Raw genomic sequence first — 24,607 nt, forward strand, 5'->3', positions numbered from 1 at the left:
GCGACAATGCTGATATAGAGATATTGCCAAGGAAATGTCAAAGTCGGTCCAGAATACAAAATTACTTAACAAGCGACTATAGTAACGCGGAGCGACCGGGCGCTATCCGGTTTGAAACAAACAGCATAACAATTTCATGTTCTGCAATTTTAATAATTAATCTGCATTAAAACCGTTGCACCTCACATTATGACAAATTTAGGGCTGCCCTGGCCGGCAATATCGCCCTTGCGCCCCATGTTCTTGGCCCTCGGCCAGACGGCGACTTGAGCGTTAAGCGGAATGGCGGCTTGAACATCGAATGGCGACTCGAACAGCAATTACCTGGCGAGCGGATAAAAAAAAGCCCAAGACCTTGCGATCTTGGGCTAAATCCACCAAAGGAGGAGGGTGGAGGAGACAACCTTGGCAAGACAAATGGAAAGAAACTCAAGCAGTTTGCGGCTAGTGTGTAGAAAAACACCTGCTGCTGACAGTGCAAGGTGGTATCTGCTACGCCATTTATTCTTGCTCGTGGCGAGCGGCAGAACCGCTATGACTGCTTACTGCGAATTTCCGAAAGACCATTTCGTCATCCGTTAGACAGATAGTACTGCTTTTTTTTGTGCAACGCAAGAAAATATTCAATCATCTGTTTGAAATGAGGCCTTATTTACTTCAATCTGTTTCAAAAACGACACACTAGCCCCTAATGTCCATAGGTATTTACTCTGGTGTCCGGGTATGTCTCTAGATTTGACGAGCCTTTCAGCCCTGAAAAACGGGGTTAGCTCAAATATTGTTGTCTGGGAGCCACATTTATTAAAATGACCGGTGCACAATCCGGTAAGAGAGCCCGGCTACATCAGTGTCGGGGAGCCGCACAAAAGGGGGACGCGAAGACCCCAGCAGCACCGACGAGCCGCATTTGCCACGCTCTGACCCCCATGCTGCCCTGCGTTGCAGTGCAATGCCGGACCGGGTTTCAGAGCGCGTTGGCCGCGTTGGGCGTATTGGACATGACGACTAGACGCGATAGGCCAGCGTTGTCATGACTTTGGACATGGCCTTCATAATGCCACGCACCGGCAGGGGCAGCGGCGTGCCACCATGATGCTCGGCGGTTTCCCGATGATGGATTTCGTCTGTTTTCATTTGCTGCACAATGATGCGCGAACGACTATCCTGTGCTGGCAGATCTGTCAGGTGACGCTCAAGGTGCGCTTCCACCTGGCGTTCGGTCTCGGCCATGAAGCCCAGATTGCGTTCACGCCCGGCAGCGCTGGCCAGCACGCCCAGCCCGAAGGAACCGGCATACCAAAGCGGATTGAGCAAACTGGTGCGGCTATTAAGTTCCAGAATCCGGTCTCGGCACCAGGAAAGATGGTCCACTTCTTCCTGCGCTGCCGTCTCGAACACCTTGCGCACCCCTTCTTCGCGACACATCAGCGCCTGTCCACGGTAGAGCGCCTGGGCGCACACCTCTCCGACGTGATTGACGCGCATCAGGCCGGCAGCATGCCTGGCTTCGGCCTGGCTCAACTGCGGCGCCCCGCTAACCATTTGCGATCCGGCCGGATTGGGGCGCGAGGCACGCGAGGTGCCCGACAGCACTTCTAGCGCGGTGCCGAGCTCGGCAAACATGCGGTCGGCCAGCGAATAACGACGGTCAAATTCACGTACAACAATAGCTTTTTCAGTCATAAGTCTGCCTGCGTTGGAAAGGACAGGAAAAAGGTGGCTGATATCTGCCGGGGTGCATTTGTTACTCCGGTCGAGTCTGCCCAAGAGTCTATTGTAGCAATGGGTTATGATTTGATTTTGATTTAATGCAGGAAACAATCATGGAATGCAATATCGAGTGGAATGGGCCCGACGGTATGCTGTTCGTTGCCACAACCGGCAGCGGACACACTGTTGCCATGGACGGTGCGCCCGAGGGCGGCGGCAATAACCTGGCGCCGCGTCCCATGGAAATGATGCTGGTCAGCGCAGGCGGCTGCTCGGCCTACGACGTGGTCCTGATCCTGAAACGCGGCCGGCATCAGGTCACGCGCTGCCAGGTAACGGTACAAGGCGAGCGCGCCGAGACCGAGCCCAAAATTTTCACCAACATTCACTTCGTTTTTACCGTGACCGGCAAGAATCTGCCGGAAAAAGCAGTGGAACGCGCAGTCAGCCTGTCTCACGACAAATATTGCTCAGCCGTTGCCATGCTGGAAAAAGCGGCAACCATTACCCACTCCTACGTGATCGCCGAGGCATAAAGATGAACCAGCAGTATGAAGACTTCATGCGCCATGTGTTGGAACATGGCGTGGCCAAGACAGACCGCACCGGAACCGGCACCCGTTCGGTATTCGGCCATCAGATGCGGTTTAACCTGGCCGAGGGCTTTCCTCTGATCACCACCAAAAAACTGCATACCAAAAGCATTTTCATTGAGCTGCTCTGGTTCCTGCGCGGCGACTCGAACGTGCGCTGGCTGCAGGAACGCGGCGTGACCATCTGGGATGAATGGGCTGATGCCGACGGTAATTTGGGGCCGGTCTATGGGGTCCAGTGGCGCTCCTGGCCCAAACCCGATGGCGGTCATATCGACCAGGTCACACAAGTGCTTGAACAGATTAAGACCAACCCAGACTCGCGCCGGCTGATCGTATCGGCCTGGAACGTTGCCGATATCGGGCAAATGAAACTGCCTCCGTGTCATGCCTTCTTTCAGTTCTACGTGGCCGACGGCAAACTGTCGTGCCAGCTGTATCAGCGCAGCGCCGACATCTTCCTGGGCGTGCCGTTCAATATCGCCAGCTATGCCCTGCTTACCCATATGGTGGCACAGCAATGCAACCTGGAACCGGGTGACTTTATCTGGACAGGCGGCGACTGCCATCTGTACAGCAATCACCTGGAACAGGCACAATTGCAATTATCACGCACGCCATATCCGTTTCCTCGTCTGGTTATTCGTCGTAAACCCGATTCTATTTTCGATTATGAATATGAAGACTTTGAAATTGCCGATTACCAGTTCCACCCGCATATCAAGGCACCGGTAGCGGTCTGAGCCCGCTAGCGCAGAGCGAACTACTCGCTTGAGCGCCGCGCGCATTACAGCATTTCATACAGGAACCGACATGCCATCACTGATTATTCTTGTTGCCTACGCCATCGAAAACCGTGCCATCGGTGTAAACAACACCCTGCCCTGGCATCTGCCTGGCGATCTGAAACGCTTCAAAACCCTGACCATGGGAAAACCTATCATCATGGGTCGCAAAACCTGGGAGTCTATCGGACGCCCCCTGCCCGGCAGGCGCAATATCGTGATTACACGCAATCGTGACTTCAGTGCCGAGGGCGCCGATGTCGTCAATTCGCTGGACGCGGCCATCGGGCTGGCCCTGGAGCACAGCGAAACGGCGTTTGTGATTGGCGGCGAGCAAATTTACGCCCAGGCCATTGAAAAATCCCAGCAGGTTATGGCAACTGAAATACATCAGTTTGTCGATGGTGATGCCTTTTTCCCTGACCTGGATGAAAAGCTGTGGCGCGAAGTGTCTCGCGATGCCCAGCCTCAGGAAAACGGCATGAACTACGATTACGTTGTTTATGAACGCATTCCGAAAGACCTGCAAAAAAACAAGGTCAGCATCCCGTAAATCGCTATGCTCGCAATCACCCGCCCGATGCGCTGGCCGCCATCACTTTGACGGTTGCAGATGACGGGCTCAAGGCCTGGGTTCGGCACTTGCCGAGGTCAGGCCTTTTGGTATGGACTTGAGCCGTTGATGATTGTCGTCACGAACGGAACGTCAATGATCTGCCCGCCAGAAGACGCTTTGCATGCGTCGCCTAATCGGGCCCGCCCTCAAAATGCCTTTTGCTCTGAGGCGGCGCTGCCACTTCCTTGAGCATCATGGTGGCCGGTGCGGCCAGGGCAATGTCGGAAACGTGCAGTTGCTGCAAGATGTCAAACAGTAGCGCGCTGCGAACTCGCGCCACCATGCGCGGCGAATTGACGTAGCCGGTAGAAATAAAAATCAGTCCCGCCGCTTCAATGCTATCGAGCAGGATGTCAGGGCGCGGCTCGGCAAGCACATCTTCATTGGCCTCATAGGCTGCCAGAATAATATCCCGCACCCGGGAAGGATCTGTGCCCACGGGTAGCGGCAGGCGGATCAGCACGCGGCCAACCGGGTTCGCATGCGTGACGTTGCGCACCACTTTCGTGATTAATTCCGAGTTCGGAACGATCATGGTCGAGCGGTCCCATAGCTGAATTTCCGTGGCCCGCACATTAATGCGACGGATATCGCCCTCGGCGCCATTGAGCGATACCCAGTCGCCCACCTTGACCGGGCGCTCGGCCAGCAGAATAAGCCCCGAGACAAAGTTCTGCACAATCGCCTGCAGACCGAAACCGATACCTACCGACAGTGCACTGGCTATCCACGCCACCCGTTCCAGTCCAATACCCAGCGCCGACAAGGTCATCGCACCCGCCAGCACGTAACCGGCATAGCCAAACAGCGCGCCGGCCGAAGCCCGCATGCCGGCATCCATGCGCGTGGTCGGCAGATACTGCTCTGTCAGCCAGTTCTGCAGCATTTTGACCAGCGCAAAGCCAAGCACCAGCACCGCCAGCGCAATCAAAATGGCAGTGGGCCGAATCTGCACTTCGCCCAGGGAGATGCCCGAATAAATAAACGAAAAGTTGCGCAACCATTCTGTGGGGCCGCCGCCAAACGGCGCCAGCAACAGGGCCAGGGCCAGCAGCACGACCAGCAGCCGCCCCATACCCGAGGCCAGTACCAAGAGTTGACTGCGTATCGCCGGGAACGCGCTGTCCTCGTCCTGCCCACTCTGGCGCTTGATAGAGATCAGCATCACGGTGCAGATGTCATCAATCAGCACGGCCAGCAAATAGGCCGACAGCAGCACCAGAAAGACCCAGACCAGCTGCTGCACAATCACAGTGCCCAGCGCAACGTAGCCCAGCAACAATGCGATCTGGCTGACAATCAGAGCAATACCGGCCAGCGAGATCACCGTATTGAGCCACCCTGGAATAGTCAACTGATTGCTGCGCTGGGCCGCCTCTGCCTCGGTCGCATAGCGCTTGCGCGAACGCACCATAGTCACGCCCATGGCAATACTGGTGATCAATGAAATAATGCAGTTAAAGGCGACCGTCAGCGCAAGACTGGCATATACGGTCGAAAAAACGCCCTGGATAAACCAGCCCAGGCTGATAATCGTGGCCAGCACCACCGGAAACCAGCGCAGGTTCAGCGCCACGTCATCGCGCATGGGAATCAGTCGCCATGACGGATGATGAGCCGCCAGCAAGGCCTTGCCCAAACCCGCCACAAAGCCGCCGAACCAGGATACCAGCACCATATGCGTCAGCATCTCGTTCATTGTAGAGGTGGGGCTCTGCTTCCAGCTTAGGCCGGCCCTGACCATTTCGGCCATCAACCCATAAGCCACCGCGGACATCACCACCACGACCAGCGCATACAGTGAGCGTCGCAGACGCCCCGGCGCTACGAACCGGGTCATGGCCTTCAGCAGAAACTGCTCGGCCGTCAGGCGCACGCCAATAAGCAGGCTAATGGCAATGGCAACGCCGATCCACCAGGCAGGCGTCATTGCCTGCAGCAAGTCGCTCAACTCATTGGCCAGGGGCTGGGTGCGATCAGAATCACGGGCCCATTCCCGAGCCAAGTCTGTCCAGAACGCGCCCGACAAAATTGAAGCTGTGCGCTCACCAAGCTGTGCCTGATAGCGCTCTCTGCGCTCTTTGCTCAATTTCTCGGCCGCCTGCTCTGCCTCAACGCCAAGCAGGCGCGCCAGTTTGATCTGGGAGTCCAGCTTGCCGCGCTCCTTGCCCAGCTCTGCGCGTTGTTCGCGGATATTGGACGCCTCCGTCGTGGCGCCGTCCACGGGACCCAGTTCGGCCAAGCGCTCCTGCACGTCTTTCAGTTTGGGCCCCAGCGTAGCCGCCACTCCGCCCACCGCCGATTGCGTCTTGAGCGCCTGCTCGCGCATGGCTGCCAGCGCAGCATCATCTAATGGCGCTTCTGCAATTGCCTCAAGCTGCTTTTTGATGGGCTCGATCTGCGTCTGCGCCTGCTTGAGCACCTGTGCCACATCGGGCGGTGCTTCCTTGGCCTGCGACCAGGCAGGGCCGGCGCAACACAATGCCGCAAGCAATGTCAGCAGGACCAGTGCCCAGCCCAAACCTGGCAAAGGCCGAAACGTGGTTCGCGAACGCAACTGAAATATCATGGATGTGATCAGCGCTGGTGAAAACGCCCATATTAACGCTGAAAGACGGTGTATAACAAAAGAAAGCCGAACATTCCTGTTTGGATTCATTACGGGCACCATATTATTGGTGAAGTGAACTGGCGTGCGCTTGGCGTTGCGCACAAACACGGGGCCGGCCTTGCTCCCGCCGATTAGCAGCAACAAACAAACCCAAGACACCAACGAAAACCGGGGCGACCTGCCTGGCACGATGCCAGACAATGTCGCCCCGGTTTTTCGTGAGCCCAAGTGTACTGCCGTCAGTCCATATAGGCTTCCAGCGGCGGGCAGGCACATACCAGGTTTCGATCGCCAAAGGCGTTGTCAACCCGTGCTACCGGCGGCCAGTATTTGCCGACAGGCGATACGTGTCCGGGATAGGCGGCCTGGCTGCGTGCATATGCATGGTTCCACTCATCGGCGGTGAGCATCTGCGCCGTATGTGGTGCATTGGTCAGCACATTGTCCTTGGCATCCACCTGACCGGCCTCCACCTGGGCAATTTCGCGGCGGATACTAATCATGGCTTCCACGAAACGATCCAGCTCCTTCAGGCTTTCCGATTCTGTGGGCTCAATCATCAGCGTGCCGGCCACCGGAAAACTCATGGTCGGCGCATGAAAGCCATAATCGACCAGGCGCTTGGCCACGTCATCTACGCTGATTCCGCAAGCGTCCTTGATGGGGCGCAAGTCCAGAATGCACTCATGAGCCACGCGACCGTTACGACCGCTATAGAGCACCGGATAATGCGGCGCCAGACGGGTGGCAATGTAATTGGCATTGAGCAGTGCCACTTCCGTGGCGCGCTGCAGGCCCGATGCGCCCATCAGCATGATATAAGCGTAGGAAATGGGCAGGATGCTGGCCGACCCAAAAGGCGCCGACGAGACTGGCCCAGGCTGGCCGGCCGCGGCCGCCAGATCAGGCTTGCCTTGTTCATTGAGCACACCGGGCAGATACGGCGCCAAATGCGCGCGCACCGCAACCGGCCCCACACCGGGGCCGCCGCCGCCATGGGGAATGCAGAAGGTCTTGTGCAGATTCAGATGGGACACATCGGAACCGAAGCTGCCCGGCTTGGCCAGCCCTACCATGGCGTTCATATTGGCGCCATCCAGGTACACCTGACCCCCAGCCTCATGCACCAGATCGCAGATTTGCACCACAGTTTCTTCAAACACGCCATGGGTGGATGGATAGGTAATCATCAACGCCGCCAGGCGATCACCCGTCTGTTCAATCTTGCGCTTAAGGTCTTCAACATCGACGTTGCCGTTGCTATCGGACGCCACCACGGTAACGGACATGCCGGCCAGGTTGGCCGACGCCGGATTGGTGCCATGCGCTGAAGCCGGAATCAGGCAGACATCGCGCTGGGCTTGGCCATTGGCCTGATGATAGGCTCGAATGGCCAGCAGGCCGGCATACTCGCCCTGCGCGCCTGAATTGGGCTGCAGGCTGACCGAATCGTAGCCGGTAATCTCGCACAGAGCGGCCGACAGGCGGCTGATCAGTTCTGCATAACCGGTGGTTTGCGCCGTCGGTGCGAACGGGTGAATATTTGCGAACTCCGGCCAGGTGATGGGAATCATCTCGGCTGTGGCATTCAGCTTCATGGTGCAGGAGCCAAGCGGAATCATGCTGCGATCCAGCGCCAGGTCCTTGTCAGCCAGGCCACGCAGGTAGCGCAGCATGTCGGTTTCGGAATGAATGCTGGAAAAGATGGGGTGCGACAATATCGCCGACTGGCGCGCCAGAGTAACCGGCACGAAGGTATCTTCGCCGGCATTGAGCGCCGAAACGTCGATGGCGGACGCACCGGCAGCCTGCGTGAGCACGTCAGCCAAGGCCTGAAGATCGCTCAGCGTAACGGTCTCGTCCATGGACAGGGCAAACTGCGAATCGGAAACCCAGCGCACGTTGATTTGTGCGGCTTGCAGCCCGGAGCGCAGCGCCGGAGCGTGTTCGGTCTGCACCAGCAGCGTATCAAACCAGGTCTCATTCTGCACTTGATAACCGGCAGACTGCAGCAGCGTGCGCAGCAAGGTCGTCGTGACGTAGACGCGCTGGGCAATGCGGCGCACGCCCGTGGCGCCATGATAGACGGCGAACATGCTGGCCATCACGGCAAGCAGCACCTGCGCGGTACAAATATTGGAAGTCGCCTTCTCGCGACGGATATGCTGTTCACGCGTTTGCAGCGCCAGCCGCAGAGCGGGCTTGCCCTGGGCATCTTTGGACACGCCGACCAGGCGGCCGGGCAAGTTGCGCTTGAAGGCGTCGCGGCAGGCCATGAAGCCGGCATGAGGGCCGCCAAAGCCAAGTGGCACGCCAAAACGCTGCGCAGAACCGACGGCGATATCGGCGCCCCACTCTCCTGGCGCTTTCAGTATCGCCAGCGCCAGCATGTCGGTGGCCACAGCCACCAGGGCGCCTGCGGCGTGCGCATCCGCCGCCAGTTGCGTATAGTCGCTGACCCGACCCAGACTTTGCGGATACTGCAGCAGCACACCAAAGCACTCGGGCAGGCCATCGGCTTCATCGGCAACCTGTACCTTGATGCCCAGGCCTTCGGCGCGCGTCTTGACCACTTCGATGGTCTGCGGATGGCAATGCGCGGAAACAAAGAAAACGTTACTTTTGGCTTTGGCGCAACGGCGCGCCAGCGTCATGGCTTCGGCAGCCGCCGTACCCTCGTCCAGCAGCGAGGCATTGGCAATATCCAATCCAGTCAGATCGGTCACCATGGTCTGGAAATTGAGCAGCGCCTCAAGCCGTCCCTGGGAGATCTCGGGCTGATACGGGGTATAGGCCGTGTACCAGGCCGGGTTTTCAAGGATATTTCGCAGAATGACATTGGGCGTCAATGTGCCGTAATACCCCTGGCCGATGTAATTTCGATAAATCGTGTTTTTCTGGGCAATGGCGCGCATGCGGGCCAGCATGTCGGCTTCGCTGCGCGGCCCGTCCAGCGCCAGCGGCGCGGCATTGCGAATACGGTCGGGAACAATTTCATTGATGAGCTCGTCCAGGCTTTCGACGCCGATCACAGACAGCATTTCTGCCTGTTCAGCTTCAGACGGGCCGATATGGCGTCCGACAAATTCCTGGGACGCCGCTTCGTGTGTGTGCAACATAATCTGGGTAATCCGGTGGTAATCAGTCATGCCGCGGCTGCCGGGCATTCAGTACAAATGCGGGCGGCCGCAGCGCAGTTCAGGCCTGGGCTTCGTAGGCTGCCGCATCCATGAGCTTGTCGGCATCGGCCGCGTTGGCCGGTTTGATCTTGAAAATCCAGTTGGTATAGGCGTCTTCGTTGACCAGGTCGGGCTGCGCCTCCAGCACCTCGTTGAAGGCAACAATCTCGCCATCAACCGGCGCATAAATGTCCGACGCCGCCTTTACGGATTCCACGACGCCGGCAGTATCGCCGGCCTTCAGCTGCGCGCCCACCTGGACATCGCCCACGTAGACCAGATCGCCAAGCTGTTCCTGGGCGTTATCAGTAATGCCGACAACGAACACGTCGCCTTCGGCCAGAACCCACTCATGCGAAGGGGTGTATTTACGATCGGTTGGTAATTTCATTCAAGACTCCTGGAAGAGGAAAATGACCACGTTGCACACGGTCATATAGTATCAAGGTTTATGTGACGGTTTTCTATTTTTGCGCAGGTTCGACGGCCTTGCCGTGGCGCACGAAAGGCAGCGCCGTGACTGTGGCGGACACCCACTTGCCGCGAATTTCCACCTCGGCGCTATCGCCGGCTTTGACGCCCTGGGGCAGGCGCGCAAACGCCACGGAAACGCCCAGCGTTGGCGACATGGTGCCGCTGGTAATTTCCCCTTCACCCTGCGCCGTGCGTACCCGCATATGGGCCCGCATCACGCCACGCTCATTGAGCTTGAGGCCGGTAAATACATTCTTGCGTGGCGCCGACTCAATGGCCTGCCGCCCGATGAAGTCACGCTGGGTATCGGTCAGGCTGACCGTCCAGGTGAGCGCCGCCTGCGCCGGCTGGGTCTGCTCGTCCATATCCTGGCCATACAGGTTCATGCCGGCTTCCAGACGCAGCGTATCGCGGGCGCCCAGTCCGCAAGGCACGACCCCCGCCGCCGCCAGCTGGTTCCACAGGGTTTCGGCTTGCGTGGCAGGCAGCACGATTTCGAAGCCATCTTCGCCGGTATAGCCGGTGCGAGCGACCAGTGTGTCGTTGCCAACGCTGGCGGCAAAGAACGCCTTGAGCGGCTCGGTGGCAGTCTGCCAGTCGGGATGAATTTGCCATACCAGTTCGCGCGCCTGCGGACCCTGCACGGCAATCATGGCCAGGTCGCGACGCGGCGTAATGGTCACATCCAGCTTGTGCTCGCTGGCCACGCGCTGCATCCAGGCAATGTCCTTGGGCGCGCAACCGGCGTTGACGACCACGCGCCAGCGGTCATCATCAAAAAAGTAAACAATCAGATCGTCGATCACGCCGCCTTCGGGGTTCAGCATGCAGCTATAGAGCGCCTTGCCGGAAATGGCCAGCTTGGCCACGTCGTTGGCCAGCAGCAGGCTCAGGAAGCGCCGGGCCTGTATGCCGGTAATATCGACATTGAGCATGTGCGAAACGTCGAACATGCCCGCTTTTTCGCGCACGGCATGGTGCTCAGCCAGTTGTGAGCCATAGGAAATGGGCATTTCCCAGCCGCCGAAATCAACCATTTTGGCGCCTGCCGCAATATGGGCGGCAAACAGGGAGGTACGGTTCAGTGGTTCAGGAGAAGGACTTGCCGGCGTGGAGGGAGAGTTTGTCTGCGTAGACATGCTTGCACCTGTTCAAAAGGATTGAGGTCGCAGCGCGCAGTTTCACCATGAAACCAGCGCTCATCGCCCTCTGTCCTTTTGCCTGAGAGTTGTAGCGCGCCATGACTGGCCTGTGACGCAGCACAGCGCGTTTCCCCTTCGGCGCCTTAGTGAAAAGGTCTCTCCAGAGTGCCTTACCGGCGGGGCCGGTGATTGTGCGGTACATGGACCTGAGCGATTCCGGGCGAATTGCGCCTTCGGTGGCACCATGACGAGCATGTAACCTCGCCTGATGCTCTCTCCCACGACAATTTGAAAGCAAGCGAAAGGATACAGGCAAACGGCAAAAAAATCCATTGCGGCAACCCCGGTATTCAATTTTTTGCCAAGGTCCCGCGATAGCCCGCCCAAAGACCGGCAGCCCGTTTATTAACCGCGTAAGTTAAGCGAGGTTAAACGCCGTTAGCGCTGCGTTACCGTATCAATACGAACTGTTACATCTTATAGTTTCAATTAAATAATTCTTTGGAAAAGAGATAGAATACACTTGACCACAAGTAGCCTGACACCCTTGCGGCAGTACCCTCACACATGGGTGTCATCATGTTGCGGTACACTAGCCATCCGCTGGTGAACGACAGCATAAACAAAACCAATATTCGATAAATAACAGACGTTTTCATTGGCAGATTCAATAGCGAACGGTACTAATTCCATAGCCGTTCGCAACTGTAGTCAGCATCAAGCGCCCTAGTGGCAATTAAATAAGGAGTACTATTATGGATAACGGTTTCTACGCAACAGTGATCGCAGATTCCAAAGCCCACGCCGGAGTGACGGTCGTAGAAGACAACAAGGTCCGAGGCGGCGATGCCCATTACCTGTATTCAGGCACCATCCAGTCCGATGGCAACGATGAAATCGTCGCCAATCTGAAAATCAAGGCGTATACGGCGGTTGACCAGTCTTTCGGCACCGACGAAAACAGCTTCGAATTGTCCCTGATGGGCGGTAAAACCGATACCGGCTTTCGCCTGACCGGCTATTCGCCCAGCGGACGCGAAATCGTGATCGATGCACGGAAAATCGCCAATATTGACCTGGGCTTCTAAGCCAGGCGGTATCCATACTTAGCCGGTCCGGAAAACACATTTTTATAATTTATACGGCAGTCATCCCAGGTGGTTGCCAGCCGGATCGGTACTACAGCAAATCAGACCGATAGCGCCCGGGCGCAGGCCATGGCAGAGGCCCAGGCCCACTGAAAGTTATATCCGCCCAGCCAGCCAGTCACGTCGACCACTTCCCCGATAAAATACAGTCCCGGCGCCTTGCGCGCCTGCATGGATTTCTGGTCCAGCTCGCGCGTATCCACGCCGCCACGCATCACCTCGGCCTTTTTGTAACCGACGGTCCCCGATGGCGTCAGCGTCCACGGCTGCGCGCTGTCTGCCAGTTGCATCAGCGCCTTGTCGGCGGTATCGGCCAGTCGCTGAGCCGGCAGCATGCCCTTGTATTGCAGCCAGTTCTCGGCCAGCCGGCGCGGCCACACTTCGCTCAGGGTAGTGCCCAGGCTTTGTCTGCTGCCCTGTTTGCGCTGCACCAGTTCCTGCGACAGGCGGCGCCCGGGCAAAAGGTCTATGTGAATCGGGGTATCGGGCTCCCAATAGCTGGAGATCTGTAAAATGCCTGGCCCAGACAGACCACGATGCGTAAACAGCAGGTCTTCGTCAAAGCTGCCGCGCCGCTTGCCCTGCCCGGTTTCCAGCCGGGCCGGCACCGCCAGGCCCGACAATTGGGCAAACGGCGTCCAGCTTTGCGCATCAAACGTCAGGGGAACCAGCGCCGGACGCGGCTCGATGATTTTAAGGCCAAACTGGCGCGCCACTTTCAGTCCGAAGTCGGTCGCCCCCAATTGAGGAATGGCCATGCCGCCGGTTGCAATCACCAGCCTGGCGGCTGTCAGCCTCCCGGCCTGGGTCTGCACCGTAAAGCCGCCGTTCTCCTGGCCAATTGCCGTAACAGATACCTGCATGCGGCGTTTAACACCGCCCTTTTCGCACTCGGCCACCAGCATCTCGATGACCTGCTCGCTGCTGTCGTCACAAAACAGCTGCCCCTTATGCTTTTCATGCCAGGCAATGCCATGGCTGCGCATCAGCGCCAGAAAATCATCGGGGGTATAGGCAGACAGCGCGGAGCGGCAAAATGCCGGGTTGGCCGACAGAAATTGCTGCCAGGTCGTGCCGATATTGGTGAAATTGCAGCGGCCGCCACCGGAGATGCGAATTTTTTCCGCCAGCCGGCTGGCGTGATCCAGCAACACCACCCGCTGACCACGCTGGCCCGCCACTGCCGCACACATCAGGCCGGCGGCGCCGGCGCCGATGATCACGACATCAACTGATTCACTCATCCAGCTTCAGGCAGTCCACGTAGAAAAAATCACGGTCGTCATCATCGACCACATGGCCCAGACCATGGATAAAGGTCTCAAAGCCCGGGAATTTTGCATTGAAGCCACGCGCGAATTTCAGATATTCCACGATGGTCTTGTTAAAGCGCTCGCCTGGAATCAGCAGGGGAATGCCCGGCGGATAGGGCGTGAGCAGCACGCCGGTAACGCGGCCTTCAAGCTGGTCCAGCGGTACGCGCTCCACTTGCCGGTGCGCCATTTTGGCAAACGCATCCGAGGGCTTGAGCGCCGGCACCATATCCGACAGATAGACCTCTGTCGTCAAGCGCGCCACGTCATTCTCGCTGTAGGCCTCATGGATTTTCTGACACAGGTCGCGCAGCCCCATGCGCTCATACCGTTTGAAGTCGGCACAGAATTCCGGCAGAATGCGCCACAGTGGCGCATTGCGATCGTAATCATCCTTGAACTGCTGCAGTGCAGTCACCAGCGTATTCCAGCGGCCTTTGGTAATGCCGATGGTAAACAGGATAAAGAAGGAATACAGACCGGTTTTTTCCACCACAATGCCATGCTCGGCAAGATACTTGGTCACCAGCGCCGCAGGGATCCCGCTGTCGGCAAAGTTGCCATCAATATCCAGTCCCGGCGTGATAATGGTCGCCTTAATCGGGTCCAGCATGTTGAAATTTTCGGCCAGGTCGCCAAAACCGTGCCATTCATCGCCCGATTCGAGCACCCAGTCTTCCTGAAAGCCGATGCCTTCGGAAACCAGGCGATTCGGGCCCCAGACCTTGAACCACCAGTCATTGCGGCCATACTCCGAGGCCACCTTGCGCATGGCCCGGCGAAAGTCCAGCGCTTCGCGAATACTCTCTGCAACCAGCGCGGTGCCGCCCGGCGGCTCCATCATCGCCGCTGAGACATCGCAGGACGCGATAATCGCGTACTGCGGCGACGTGGAGGTATGCATCAGGAATGCTTCATTGAAAATATTGCGATCCAGCTTGCGAGTCTGGGATTCCTGCACTACGATCTGCGATGCCTGTGAAATCCCGGCCAGCAGTTTATGCGTGGAGTGCGTGGCAAACACCATCGCGTCCTGGCTGCGTGGCCGGTCCGGGCCGATCGCATGCATGTTCGTATAGAACTCATGAAAGGCGGCATGCGGCAGCCACGCTTCGTCAAAGTGCAGCGTATCAACAATACTGCCCAGCTTTTCCTTGATCATTTCCACGTTATAGATCACGCCGTCGTACGTGCTTTGCGTCAGGGTCAGAATGCGTGGCGTCTTGTTCTTTAGCTTGCGTGCAAACGGATTGGCTTCAATTTTTTTCTGAATACTTTCCGGGTCGAATTCCTCTAGCGGGATCGGGCCGATAATACCCAGGTGGTTGCGCGTCGGGCGCAAAAACACCGGTATTGCGCCTGTCATGGTGATCGCATGCAGAATCGATTTATGGCAATTGCGATCAACTACGACCACGTCGTCGGCAGCCACGTTGGCATGCCACACCACTTTGTTGGACGTAGAGGTGCCATTGGTCACGAAATAGCAGTGATCCGCATGGAAAATACGGGCAGCATTACGCTCAGATTCGGCGACCGGACCGGTATGGTCCAGCAACTGGCCCAGTTCTTCGACGGCATTGCAAACGTCGGCGCGCAGCATATTCTCGCCAAAGAACTGGTGAAACATCTGCCCCACCGGGCTTTTGAGAAACGCCACACCGCCGGAGTGGCCCGGACAGTGCCACGAGTAGGAACCATCCTGCGCATACTTGACCAGCTCGCGGAAAAAAGGCGGCGACAATCCGTCCAGATAGCTTTTGGATTCGCGGATAATATGACGAGCCACAAACTCGGGTGTGTCTTCGAACATATGAATGAAGCCGTGCAGCTCGCGCAGGATGTCATTGGGAATATGTTCGGACGTGCGGGTCTCGCCATACAAATAAATAGGAATGTCTTCATTGCGAAAACGCAGCTCGCCAATAAAGGTACGCAAATTGCGAATGGCATGGGCGACGTCTTCACGCGAGTCGACGTCAAACTCTTCATCGTCGATAGACAGGATGAAGGCGCTGGCCCGGCTTTGCTGCTGCGCAAACGAGCTCAGATCGCCGTAACTGGTCACGCCAAGCACCTCGACACCTTCGGCCTTGATGGCATCGGCAAGCGCACGTATACCGAAACCGGAGGCGCTGTCCGAGCGGAAGTCTTCGTCAATAATGACGATGGGGAAACGAAATTTCATCCGGTACTCCTGGCTGGCTGATCAAATAGCCTGATTATGTTCTTGGAAGGGTGACGCCTTGTTGACCCTGATACTTTCCGCCGCGATCCCGGTACGATGTTTCGCACACCTCGTCACCCTGCAGGAACAGAAACTGGGCACATCCCTCGCCAGCGTAGATTTTGGCGGGCAGCGGTGTTGTGTTGGAAAACTCCAGCGTAACATGTCCTTCCCACTCTGGTTCCAACGGCGTCACATTGACGATAATCCCGCAACGCGCGTATGTGCTTTTACCCAGGCAGATCGTGAGCACTTCGCGCGGAATGCGGAAATATTCAACAGTCCGGGCAAGCGCAAACGAGTTCGGCGGAATAATGCAAACATCACCCTTGAAGTCGACAAAGGATTTCTCATCGAAGTTCTTCGGATCTACAATCGTGGAATTGATGTTGGTAAAAATCTTGAATTCATCGGCGCAACGCACATCGTAGCCATAGCTGCTGGTGCCATAGCTCACAATCTTTTGCCCGTTAATCTGGCGCACCTGACCCGCCTCGAAGGGAGTGATCATGCCGTCTTGCGCCGCCTGCCGAATCCACCGGTCGTTCTTGATACTCATAGCCTGTATCTCTCTGCTGGGGTCTGCCCCGAAGGGAAAAGCGCCATTGTAGCCCCTGCGGCTGCAGGGGAGTATGCATTTTTCATCAGTCCCTGAAAAACCGGCGATAGATCAGTTCCAGTCCGTTGACCGTGCCGGCCTTGATATCGGCCGAGAGGTTTCTGAACAGGCGGTAACTGCCGCGCACCACGGTGCCGGTGCCGGCCATGGCCTGCTCGACACTCACGGTCATGCCGTTTTCAAACTTTTTGCTGGCCGCGAAAAACTGTTCGGACAAGTCGCTGGATGACTCCTGATTAACGCTGGAGGCCACTGTTTTTTCGGGCAGAACCGTACCGGATTTACCGACATTACCCGAACGGATGGCAATATCGTCCAGCCCCAACTTGCGATAGAACGGCTCGCCGCCACCCACGATAGACGAGCCCACCGAGAACAACAGGGCAGCATCGCTGCCGCCGCTGTCAGGACCCCGTCCCATCAACAGCCACGACAGTTTTTCCACTTCGCTCACGTCCGGATAAGACACCAGGTCAATCCTGGGCTTCTTGGCGGTTCCGACCACTTTGACCCCGGCTTCCACATCCAGCCCGGTGCGCAGGGCTTCAATATCCAGAATCGGATTGGCCAGATTACCCTGGAAGGTGATCCGGCCTCGGCGAATCTGCAAGCGCTGTCCATAGGCCTCGATGGCCCCACCACGCGTGCGGAAGGCACCCACGCCAGTCAATTGGTTTTTCTCCTGAATCACATTGAGCGAGCCCACCAGGCCCGAATCGAGCCCCATGCCCACGATATAGAAACGCTTGCCCAGGTCGACCGTAAAATCCAGGCTCAGATCCAGCGGCGACTCTTCCTTGACGACCTTGGTCTGGCCGGGTTTGAGCACGACCACATCGCCATCGACGGCCGGCACGCTGCCCAGGATATCCACGCTGGCCCAGCCGGCATCGGCCGTGACTTTGCCCTTGATTGCCACTTTGGGCAACGGCGCATCAATATCCACATCGCCGCTGATCATGACAAAGCGATCCGAGCGCTGGATGATCGGATAATGATCGAACACGATCCGGAAATCGCCGCGGCTGGTGTTCAAGTTCCATTTGCCGGTAATGCCCAGCGAGCCGTTTTGCGCCGGCTCATTCTCTTCAATCCATTTCTTGGTACGCCATTCATTGGCCGTGATGCGGATCACAGAGGGGAAACGCAGCGTGTTGATCATTACCTGGTTATCACGCAGTGTGGCCTCCAGCGTACCGTCCAACAGACGAATGCCGTTGTCGATTTCCACGATTTTCACTTTGGAGCCGGAAATTTTACCGTTCGTGGTCCACTGGCCGTTGGCGCGTGATTGCGCCGTGACGTTCAGCGCCACGGCCCCACCCAGATCCAGCAAATCGCCAGTTAGCGGGCCCATCCAGCTGATATCTTCCAGATTGCCGTTCAGCGTGATTTTGGCGCCGCTCAGATTCGGCGACAGACCGTTAAATGCAATCGCGCCCGCTCCCTTCAGATTGCCTTTGTTTTGCGTATCGAAGGCAATATTCAGATTAGCGGCGCTGGTAGTTTCGCCGGTTTTATTGAAATTGGCCGCGACCAGCATATTGGTCAGTCCCAGCGGAATCGGCGTTGACGCCGGAATCATAAAGTCGCCGCTCACCCGTTTCAAGGCCGTCTTGCCCGTCAGCGCGCCATCAAAGGCCAGGTCCCAGTCAAAATCGAGTACCAGCGAGGTCTCCTGTTGCGTACTCTTGCGCCGGTCGATAATGCCTGCGTTGCTGTTTTGCGCCTCTTGGGCGGCCGGATCGGCCAGTTTTTGCATATCGCGGATGAAGGCCGGGCTGAGCACAAAGCGGTCAATTGACCCTTTGGTATTCCATTTGCCATTGCTGCCCGAGGTGCCTTCCTGCCGGATCACAATGCTGTGTTTGCCCGGCAGGCCAATATTAATGGCCGATGGTCCTGCTTCCCATGCTGGCAGTCCGCCCTCTGCAGACGGCGCAAACGCCAATGTCCAGGGCTTTTCCTGTTCAACGCTGATGCCTGCATGGCGCACATCCAGCACCGAAAGCATACCTTGCCAGCCTTCAGCGCCCTGTGCGTTCTTGCCCCATGAGCCATCGCCGGCCAAATGGAGATTAACTGGCGCCTTGCCCAGTTCGCGCGATTTACCCTGGGAGAACATGCCCTTCAGATCCACCGCATGTTTGCTGACCATGCCTTTGATCGTACCATCCAGTGTGACGCTGCCAGGCAGGCCAGGCCAGAACGAAGCCAGGGCCGGCGCATCCACATCCAGCGTCAGTTCGCTGTCGGCTTGCCCGAATGCGCCCTTGCTGCGTATTTTGTTGCTGCCCAGGGTCAAATCGATATTGGCCGCAGGCACCTTGAAGGCATTCAGATCCATGCCCGCGCCGGCCTGTCCGTCCAGCGTCAGATCCTGCAGCGCCAAGTCTACGGTACCGGCCAGTGGCTTGTCGTTCCAGACACTACCCTTATCGAACTGCCCCTTGATGCTCGCCGATTTAATGGCCGTCGGTGAAAACATATCGACATCCACGGCCAGGTCGGTACTGAGCAAGGTCTTGGGAATACTGTCTGCCATCAGCTTGCTCACAGGCAGGGCCTTGGCATTGACTCGCATATGAATGCGATCCGACTCGTCCTGACCGCCTTTGGGCGACACCAGCGCCTCAAGCGTGAGCGTAGAGCCGTCGCGCAGCGCAAGGTCTGCCTTGGCATCGCGCAACAGCAGCGGCGTTGCCATATCCAGTTTGACGTCTGCATTCAGATGTGATTTTTCGCCGGTTGCGCTGGCCGTGACCGCGTATCCGTCCTGCACCTGCTGCGTCTGCTGTGGTTCAATGTCAAGTGCAATCGTGTCAAAATCAAGCGGTACTGGCGTCTTGAACGGCAAAACGCCCGTGCCGTCGGTGCGATGAACATGCAAGGAACCGGTCAGCATTTGCGCAAATGCCAGGTCCCACTCAGCGTCCAGCGTGATGTCCTTGTCGGCGGCGGTCGTGGCAGCCGCATCCTTATTGTTGCCATTCTCACGCTTGCCGGACCCGGCTTTTTTATTCTGTGCCGCAGCCACTTCCAGGGCCTTGGCCGCCGCCTGCGTTGCGGCGCGAGCTGCTGCCTCATCTGTGGCGGTAAACGCTTTCTGCAGATTCATCAGGTATTGCGGGTTGATCACCAGATCCTGAATCTGTCCTTTGGTCTGCCACTGGCTACCGCTGCCGGAGGACTCGCCGGGTAAAATCAACGCACTGCGGTGTTCGGGCAGATCCAGCAGAAACCGGGACGCCGTGGTGGCCCACTGCGTTGGCTGGCGGCCGTCATCAGGCAGGAAAGACAGCGACATCGGGCTCTGCTGCTGCAGCCGCAAGTCGGTATGCCGCAGGTGCAAATTGCTCAATACGCCAACCCAACCTTGCTGGCCGCCCTCGACTTTATCCCAGGCGCCTTCCACATCCAGGCCGAACACGACCGGCGCCTTGCCCAGCACCTGGCTGGGCGCCTGGGCATACATGCCGTAAACCTGCGCATGATGATTGGTGACACGACCGTCCACCACTGCATTGACCAGCGCGCTGCCCGGCAGGGATGGCCAGAAATTGGCTAGCGCCGGTGCATTCACGTCAAGGTAAAGCTGGCTCGCATCCTCGCCAAAGCCGCCATGCGCCGTGATGCGGTTGCTCCCCAGCGTCACATCCACCTCGGTGTCGCTCACCTGCAACTTGTCCAGATTCGGCTTGATGCTGCGATCAGCCCGCTCCTGCTCATTTTGCTCATCGAACATGCCCGCCAGATGCACCTTGCTGCGAACCACGCCGGCCAGCGCTTTGTCATTCCATTGGCTGCCCGGCATAAATTGCGCATCAACAGCCACGTCGGCGATTTGCTGCTTACCAGGCAAGGTATCCGCGATCAGCGACACCTTACCGTTAAGCAGAGAGGCCGGCGTGGCGCCGGCCGAGAGCGAAGCCAGATTCAGCGATTGCAGATTCACCATGGCAGTCAGTCGGTCTGTGCCTTCGCTAACGCCTGCGACCGATTCAATATCTGCGGTTACGCCGGCACCGTCAGTTAATGCCAGTTGTAATTTCCCGTCGCGCAAGGGAATCACGTCTGACATATCCAGATTCAAATTGGCGTTCAGGTTCGATTGTGGCCCCTGCCCTTGCGCGGCGATGGCCAGTACCGAGTGTTTCTCATCCTCGCGCGTTTCGTTCAGCTTGATGCTAAGCGTCTCGAAATCCAGCGGAATTTTCTGCACCAGCGGCACGAAACGGTCGCCCGAAGTCCGCTTGAGATTGACCGTACCTTGCAGACCATTGACCGTCTCCAGATTCCAGTCGCCGTCAAAAACAATATCCGGGAAACTGCCCGCCGTTTGTTTGGCCAGAGCCTTGGCGGTCGCATTCTTGGCTGCCGTATCCTGCGCAGCCGCATCGGCCTGATCGCCAGCGTTCGCCGATTGCGCAGCGCCGGCCGCATTCATCCGGGCGATGTCGTCCATCAGCCGGTCACTGATGACCAGATTGTTAAATGATCCCGCCGTGGTGATGCCCTGCGCATTGCCACTGGCTTTATCCAGCGTCAATTGCGTCTCGCTTGCGCCCGGCAAAGTCAAGCCCAGTGCGCCGGGGCCAGCAGACCACGTTTTTTGCACGCCGGTGGCATTGGGACTGAACAGCAGCGGCAACACTGCGCGCTCGCGCAGACGGACCCCCGCATGAGCCAGGTTCAGCGCGGCCAGCTCGCCTTCCCAGCCATCAACGCCGTCGGCCAGCTGGTGCCACTTGCCGTTGACTTTGGCTGACAGATCAAGCGGCGCCTTGCCCAGGGTTTTGACATTCCCCTGATTCACTTTGCCGCTGATGTCCAGCACATGCGAGGCAATGGTGCCAGCCAGCGTGCCCGAAACCGTCGCGGTCCCATTGACGCCATCGACCAGTTGGCCCAGTTGGGGCGCGTCAATATTAAGTCGCAGCACACTTTCCTGCTGACCGAAACTGCCCGAAGTGGAAACGCTGTTTTCACCCAGTTTGACATCAATATCCGCCTTGCGAACATTCAATCGGTTCAGGTCCACCTGCGTAGTAGACGTCTGGATTGCATCTGTGTTTGACGCAACTTGCTGCGCCTTCTCCAGCGCATCGTCGCCGCTTGCCGTGGTTACGGTCTTGCCTTCATGCTGTGCCTGGCGTGCGGCTGCCGCCCGGGCGTTGTCGGCAACCGCCTGACCCATTTGCTCGCCATCAACAATCTGGCGCTGCGTCAGGACACCCTGTGAATCAATGTCCACGTCCAGGTCGGCTGCCAGCGGCTTGCCCTGCAGTTGGCTCTGGCCATCAATCGTGCCTTTCAGCTGCAATCCCTGCACATTTGACATACCCAGAACGTCTGCCACAAATGTCATATCAGTGGTCAATACGGAATCGGCGGCGCCCTGCTGACCCTTGATCGTCAATTGCTGGCTGGCGATGGTCCCCGACAGGCGGTCTGAATCGGCCACGCCCTGCTTTGTCTTTTTGTCCGCTTTCAGCTGCAAGCCGGAATTGTCGCCGAGCTTGATGTCCACGTCGGCCTGATTCAGTGGAATGCCACCGTCTGTCAGGCCCAGATTTAACTTGGCGTCTACCTGCGCGCCCTGGCCGCTACCCTGCAGGGCCAAGCCGAGTTTTTCCAGATCGCCGTTGACCTGGGTGCGCAAATCAAAAGTGCAATCTCGTTGCTGCAACGCGCCCGTGAGCACACCGCCCACCTGCACGAACTGGCTCAGGCAGACCGGCGACTGCCGATTCTGCGTAGCCAGTTTTGCATTCAAATCCAGCTTCATGGGATACGGGCTTTTGATCGACTCGATTTCCAGCGTACCGCTCAGATCAACGTCGGACTGCGGATGCGAGATGTGAACGCTTTGCAGCGTTCCCTTGGCGTGCTGGTCAATAATCAGCAAATCAGCGAGGCTGAAATTACTCAGGCCTACTGGCAAGCCCGAACCGTCGGGCATCAGCAGGGCAAAACTGCCAACGTCCAGCCTGTCGACCTGTATGCCAATCGGAATACCGGGCATTTCAAATGGCTTGGATTCTTCCGGTTCGGGCTCGGGATTTTCCAACGGCAGCAGCTTCACATCCAGATCGGCTACACTCATCTGCTCCACGCGCAAGGTGCGCTTGAACAGTTTGAGCCAGTCCACCTTCAACACCGCTTCCTTGCCGGTAATCTTGATCTCCGGCGTATCGATCAGCAGCCGGTCCAGCTCAATACCGCTCCAAAGCGTTCCGCGCACATTACTCAGCTCGCCGCCCACCTGGCTGATCACGGTATTGAGCAGCCAGCGACTGCCCGGATTGGTTCCCATGAACCAGAATACAAAGGCACATAGCCCGATCAACAGTGTCAGGACTATCGATTTCCAGCGAAAAAACCCGCGCAAATATTTCGTTTTCATTAGAATGCCACTCCCAATGAAAAGTGCAGCCGGATACTATGATCACGCTGGCCGTAAGCCAGATCCAGGAACAGCGGACCGGCAGGCGTCTTGATTCGCGCGCCCACGCCATAGCCAACATGCAATTTCATTTTATTGAACGACTCTGCGGCATCGCCTGCATCAACAAACACACCCATCCCAAATCGATCGTCAAAGTAACGCATATATTCAACGCTGACCACGGCCAGAGAGCGATCGCCCACAACCGCGTCACCTGCGGATTTACCAATGTCGTTGTATTTATAGCCGCGAATGGAGCGCGCCCCACCGGTGCGATAGCCGAAGTCATCGGGAATGCGCATGCCGCTGGCGCCAAACACTTGCCCCGTTTCGCCGCGCAAGGTTAGCACGTCGCGCCGGCCTATCGGCCACCATTGCTGAGCCCGCAGCCCGACCCGACTGAAAGGTTCGCCTTTATCCAGCGTCACGCCAGCGCCCAGGCCCAGCGCAATCAAATTGCCTTCACGCGGATCATATTTGTCATCGACATCGCGACGCAGAAGATCCCAGGTTGCCACCAGCGACGGCAGGCGATAACGATCCTCGCCGTCTCGCTTGACCGAATCATAGGCGGCCAGCACGCCCCAGTTCGATTCATAATCGACCCGGCTGTCCGCGTCCAGTTTGAACTCCAGCTTGCGTTTCCAGCCCAGGGCATAGCGCATGACATCTTCGTTCTGAATATCGGAATGACGGAACATCACGCCCACGCTGTCTTTGCTGCCATCCAGGTTGGGGGGCAAATGAAAATCCAGATAGGCGCGTTGCAGCTTGGCGTTGACGGCAGCACCGGTTTCCATGATGAGCGGCTGGCCGAACACCACATTTTGCTTGTACATCACTTCGACACCAGGACCCACTGCATCGTCAATGCCCAGCGAGCCGGCCAGAGAGCGCGCCGGCGCCTCCGAGACTCGCACCGCAACCGGCAGTTCTGCAGAATCCTGCGCGTAGATCTCGTCACCCGGTGGTTTTTTCAGGGTAACAAATGCCCCGCGGAAGAAATTGGTGGACTGGATTTGCTGCTGCCAGGTATCCAGTTGCTCCTGTGAGAATCGCTGGCCCGGCGTGTACTTGATATAGCGACGAATCAGGCTGGCCGGCACGCGCCGCAGCCCGACCACTTCGGTGTGACCCAGTGTCACTGCAGGGCCGCTATCGACCGAGGTCTCGGTTTCCACGGTGGCGGTTTCAGGATTGACCACCGCCTGCGAATGCGTCATGCGGGCCAGGTAAAAATCATCGGCAGCCACGCCATCGAGCATGCCCGACTTGGCGTTGCTCCACTGTTCGTTCAGAAAATCCTTGCCCACCGGCAGGGCCCAGTCTTTGCGCAATTGCGTGACGCGATCATTAAAGCGTGGCGTGGCAATACTGCCGGTAAAATTATTGGTCACTGATTTGACCTTGGAGACCTGTCCCGGATCAATGGAAATATCCCAGGTTTCGCCGCCAACGTCCTCGCCGACTTCCAGCGTGACTTCGGGCGCAAAATAGCCGCGCGTGGCCAATGCTGAAATCACCGCTTCGCGGCCCTTGCGACGAATCCGGTCAGCCTCGCCCGAATCCTGATCGTCGGCCATGCGTACCACAGCTGAAATCCCCTTATTGAGCGCATCCAGCGCTTCGGGGCCAAGTCCGCTGGGATCCACAATCACTTCCGGTTTCTGCGCCGAAACCTGACCGACACCGGCCAACAATAAAATCGTCGTAAGAAAGCAAGCCTTGTTCAATCGCATTGG

At 57.7% G+C, this 24,607-nt stretch carries 14 protein-coding genes and 2 riboswitches; of the genes, 4 read left to right on the forward strand and 10 right to left on the reverse strand.

Features of this window, described 5'->3' with window-relative positions:
• Positions 1 to 1,005: 1,005 nt before the first annotated feature.
• Complete coding sequence (gene coq7 / locus CAP48_RS17535; protein WP_100699105.1) at positions 1,006 to 1,683, reverse strand: 2-polyprenyl-3-methyl-6-methoxy-1,4-benzoquinone monooxygenase; 678 nt, start codon at positions 1,681 to 1,683, stop codon at positions 1,006 to 1,008.
• 140 nt (positions 1,684 to 1,823) lie between these two features.
• On the opposite strand from coq7, the gene CAP48_RS17540 reads away from it, so the two are divergent.
• The 3 genes from CAP48_RS17540 to CAP48_RS17550 all read left to right on the forward strand — a co-directional run bounded on the left by CAP48_RS17540 (position 1,824) and on the right by CAP48_RS17550 (position 3,641).
• On the forward strand, positions 1,824 to 2,246 hold the full coding sequence (locus tag CAP48_RS17540; RefSeq protein WP_100699107.1) for an OsmC family protein: 423 nt from the start codon (positions 1,824 to 1,826) through the stop codon (positions 2,244 to 2,246).
• Between the two features lie 2 nt (positions 2,247 to 2,248).
• Positions 2,249 to 3,046 carry a thymidylate synthase gene (locus CAP48_RS17545; protein ID WP_100699109.1) on the forward strand — a complete coding sequence of 266 codons (798 nt, stop codon included), beginning with the start codon at positions 2,249 to 2,251 and terminating at the stop codon, positions 3,044 to 3,046.
• 70 nt (positions 3,047 to 3,116) lie between these two features.
• Positions 3,117 to 3,641: a dihydrofolate reductase gene (locus tag CAP48_RS17550; RefSeq protein WP_100699111.1), complete on the forward strand. Its 525-nt coding sequence runs from the start codon at positions 3,117 to 3,119 to the stop codon at positions 3,639 to 3,641.
• A gap of 193 nt (positions 3,642 to 3,834) precedes the next feature.
• Here the strand turns inward: CAP48_RS17550 and CAP48_RS17555 are convergent, their stop codons facing one another.
• From CAP48_RS17555 to gcvT, 4 genes are all read right to left on the reverse strand, one after another.
• Positions 3,835 to 6,273 (reverse strand): DUF3772 domain-containing protein, encoded by a 2,439-nt coding sequence (locus CAP48_RS17555; RefSeq protein WP_161495298.1) that lies wholly within the window; start codon positions 6,271 to 6,273, stop codon positions 3,835 to 3,837.
• Between the two features lie 281 nt (positions 6,274 to 6,554).
• The gene (gene gcvP / locus CAP48_RS17560) at positions 6,555 to 9,434 is read right to left on the reverse strand and encodes an aminomethyl-transferring glycine dehydrogenase (RefSeq protein ID WP_100699218.1); all 2,880 of its coding nucleotides are present in this window, start codon (positions 9,432 to 9,434) and stop codon (positions 6,555 to 6,557) included.
• A gap of 79 nt (positions 9,435 to 9,513) precedes the next feature.
• Entirely contained in the window at positions 9,514 to 9,885 is a 372-nt protein-coding gene (gcvH, locus tag CAP48_RS17565) for a glycine cleavage system protein GcvH (protein ID WP_100699115.1), read from the reverse strand.
• 73 nt (positions 9,886 to 9,958) lie between these two features.
• Entirely contained in the window at positions 9,959 to 11,107 is a 1,149-nt protein-coding gene (gene gcvT, locus CAP48_RS17570) for a glycine cleavage system aminomethyltransferase GcvT (RefSeq protein WP_100699117.1), read from the reverse strand.
• A gap of 60 nt (positions 11,108 to 11,167) precedes the next feature.
• A riboswitch (glycine riboswitch) is annotated at positions 11,168 to 11,284 on the reverse strand.
• Between the two features lie 10 nt (positions 11,285 to 11,294).
• A riboswitch (glycine riboswitch) is annotated at positions 11,295 to 11,401 on the reverse strand.
• 464 nt (positions 11,402 to 11,865) lie between these two features.
• On the opposite strand from gcvT, the gene CAP48_RS17575 reads away from it, so the two are divergent.
• Positions 11,866 to 12,198, forward strand: coding sequence for a GrlR family regulatory protein (locus CAP48_RS17575; protein WP_100699119.1), 333 nt, complete (start codon positions 11,866 to 11,868; stop codon positions 12,196 to 12,198).
• A gap of 101 nt (positions 12,199 to 12,299) precedes the next feature.
• On the opposite strand, the gene CAP48_RS17580 is transcribed toward CAP48_RS17575, so the two are convergent.
• From CAP48_RS17580 to CAP48_RS17600, 5 genes are all read right to left on the reverse strand, one after another.
• Positions 12,300 to 13,502 carry an NAD(P)/FAD-dependent oxidoreductase gene (locus tag CAP48_RS17580; protein ID WP_100699121.1) on the reverse strand — a complete coding sequence of 401 codons (1,203 nt, stop codon included), beginning with the start codon at positions 13,500 to 13,502 and terminating at the stop codon, positions 12,300 to 12,302.
• Entirely contained in the window at positions 13,495 to 15,759 is a 2,265-nt protein-coding gene (locus CAP48_RS17585) for an arginine/lysine/ornithine decarboxylase (RefSeq protein WP_100699123.1), read from the reverse strand. The genes CAP48_RS17580 and CAP48_RS17585 overlap by 8 nt, the downstream gene beginning before the upstream one ends.
• Before the next feature lie 34 nt (positions 15,760 to 15,793).
• Positions 15,794 to 16,357 carry a dCTP deaminase gene (gene dcd, locus CAP48_RS17590; protein ID WP_100699125.1) on the reverse strand — a complete coding sequence of 188 codons (564 nt, stop codon included), beginning with the start codon at positions 16,355 to 16,357 and terminating at the stop codon, positions 15,794 to 15,796.
• A gap of 85 nt (positions 16,358 to 16,442) precedes the next feature.
• On the reverse strand, positions 16,443 to 22,823 hold the full coding sequence (locus tag CAP48_RS17595) for a translocation/assembly module TamB domain-containing protein (protein ID WP_100699127.1): 6,381 nt from the start codon (positions 22,821 to 22,823) through the stop codon (positions 16,443 to 16,445).
• Positions 22,823 to 24,604, reverse strand: a complete 1,782-nt coding sequence (locus tag CAP48_RS17600) for an autotransporter assembly complex family protein (RefSeq protein WP_100699129.1) — start codon at positions 24,602 to 24,604, stop codon at positions 22,823 to 22,825. The genes CAP48_RS17595 and CAP48_RS17600 overlap by 1 nt, the downstream gene beginning before the upstream one ends.
• Between the last annotated feature and the right edge of the window lie 3 nt (positions 24,605 to 24,607).

The organism is Advenella sp. S44, assembly GCF_002810445.1.
In the GTDB taxonomy this organism is placed as follows: domain Bacteria; phylum Pseudomonadota; class Gammaproteobacteria; order Burkholderiales; family Burkholderiaceae_B; genus Advenella.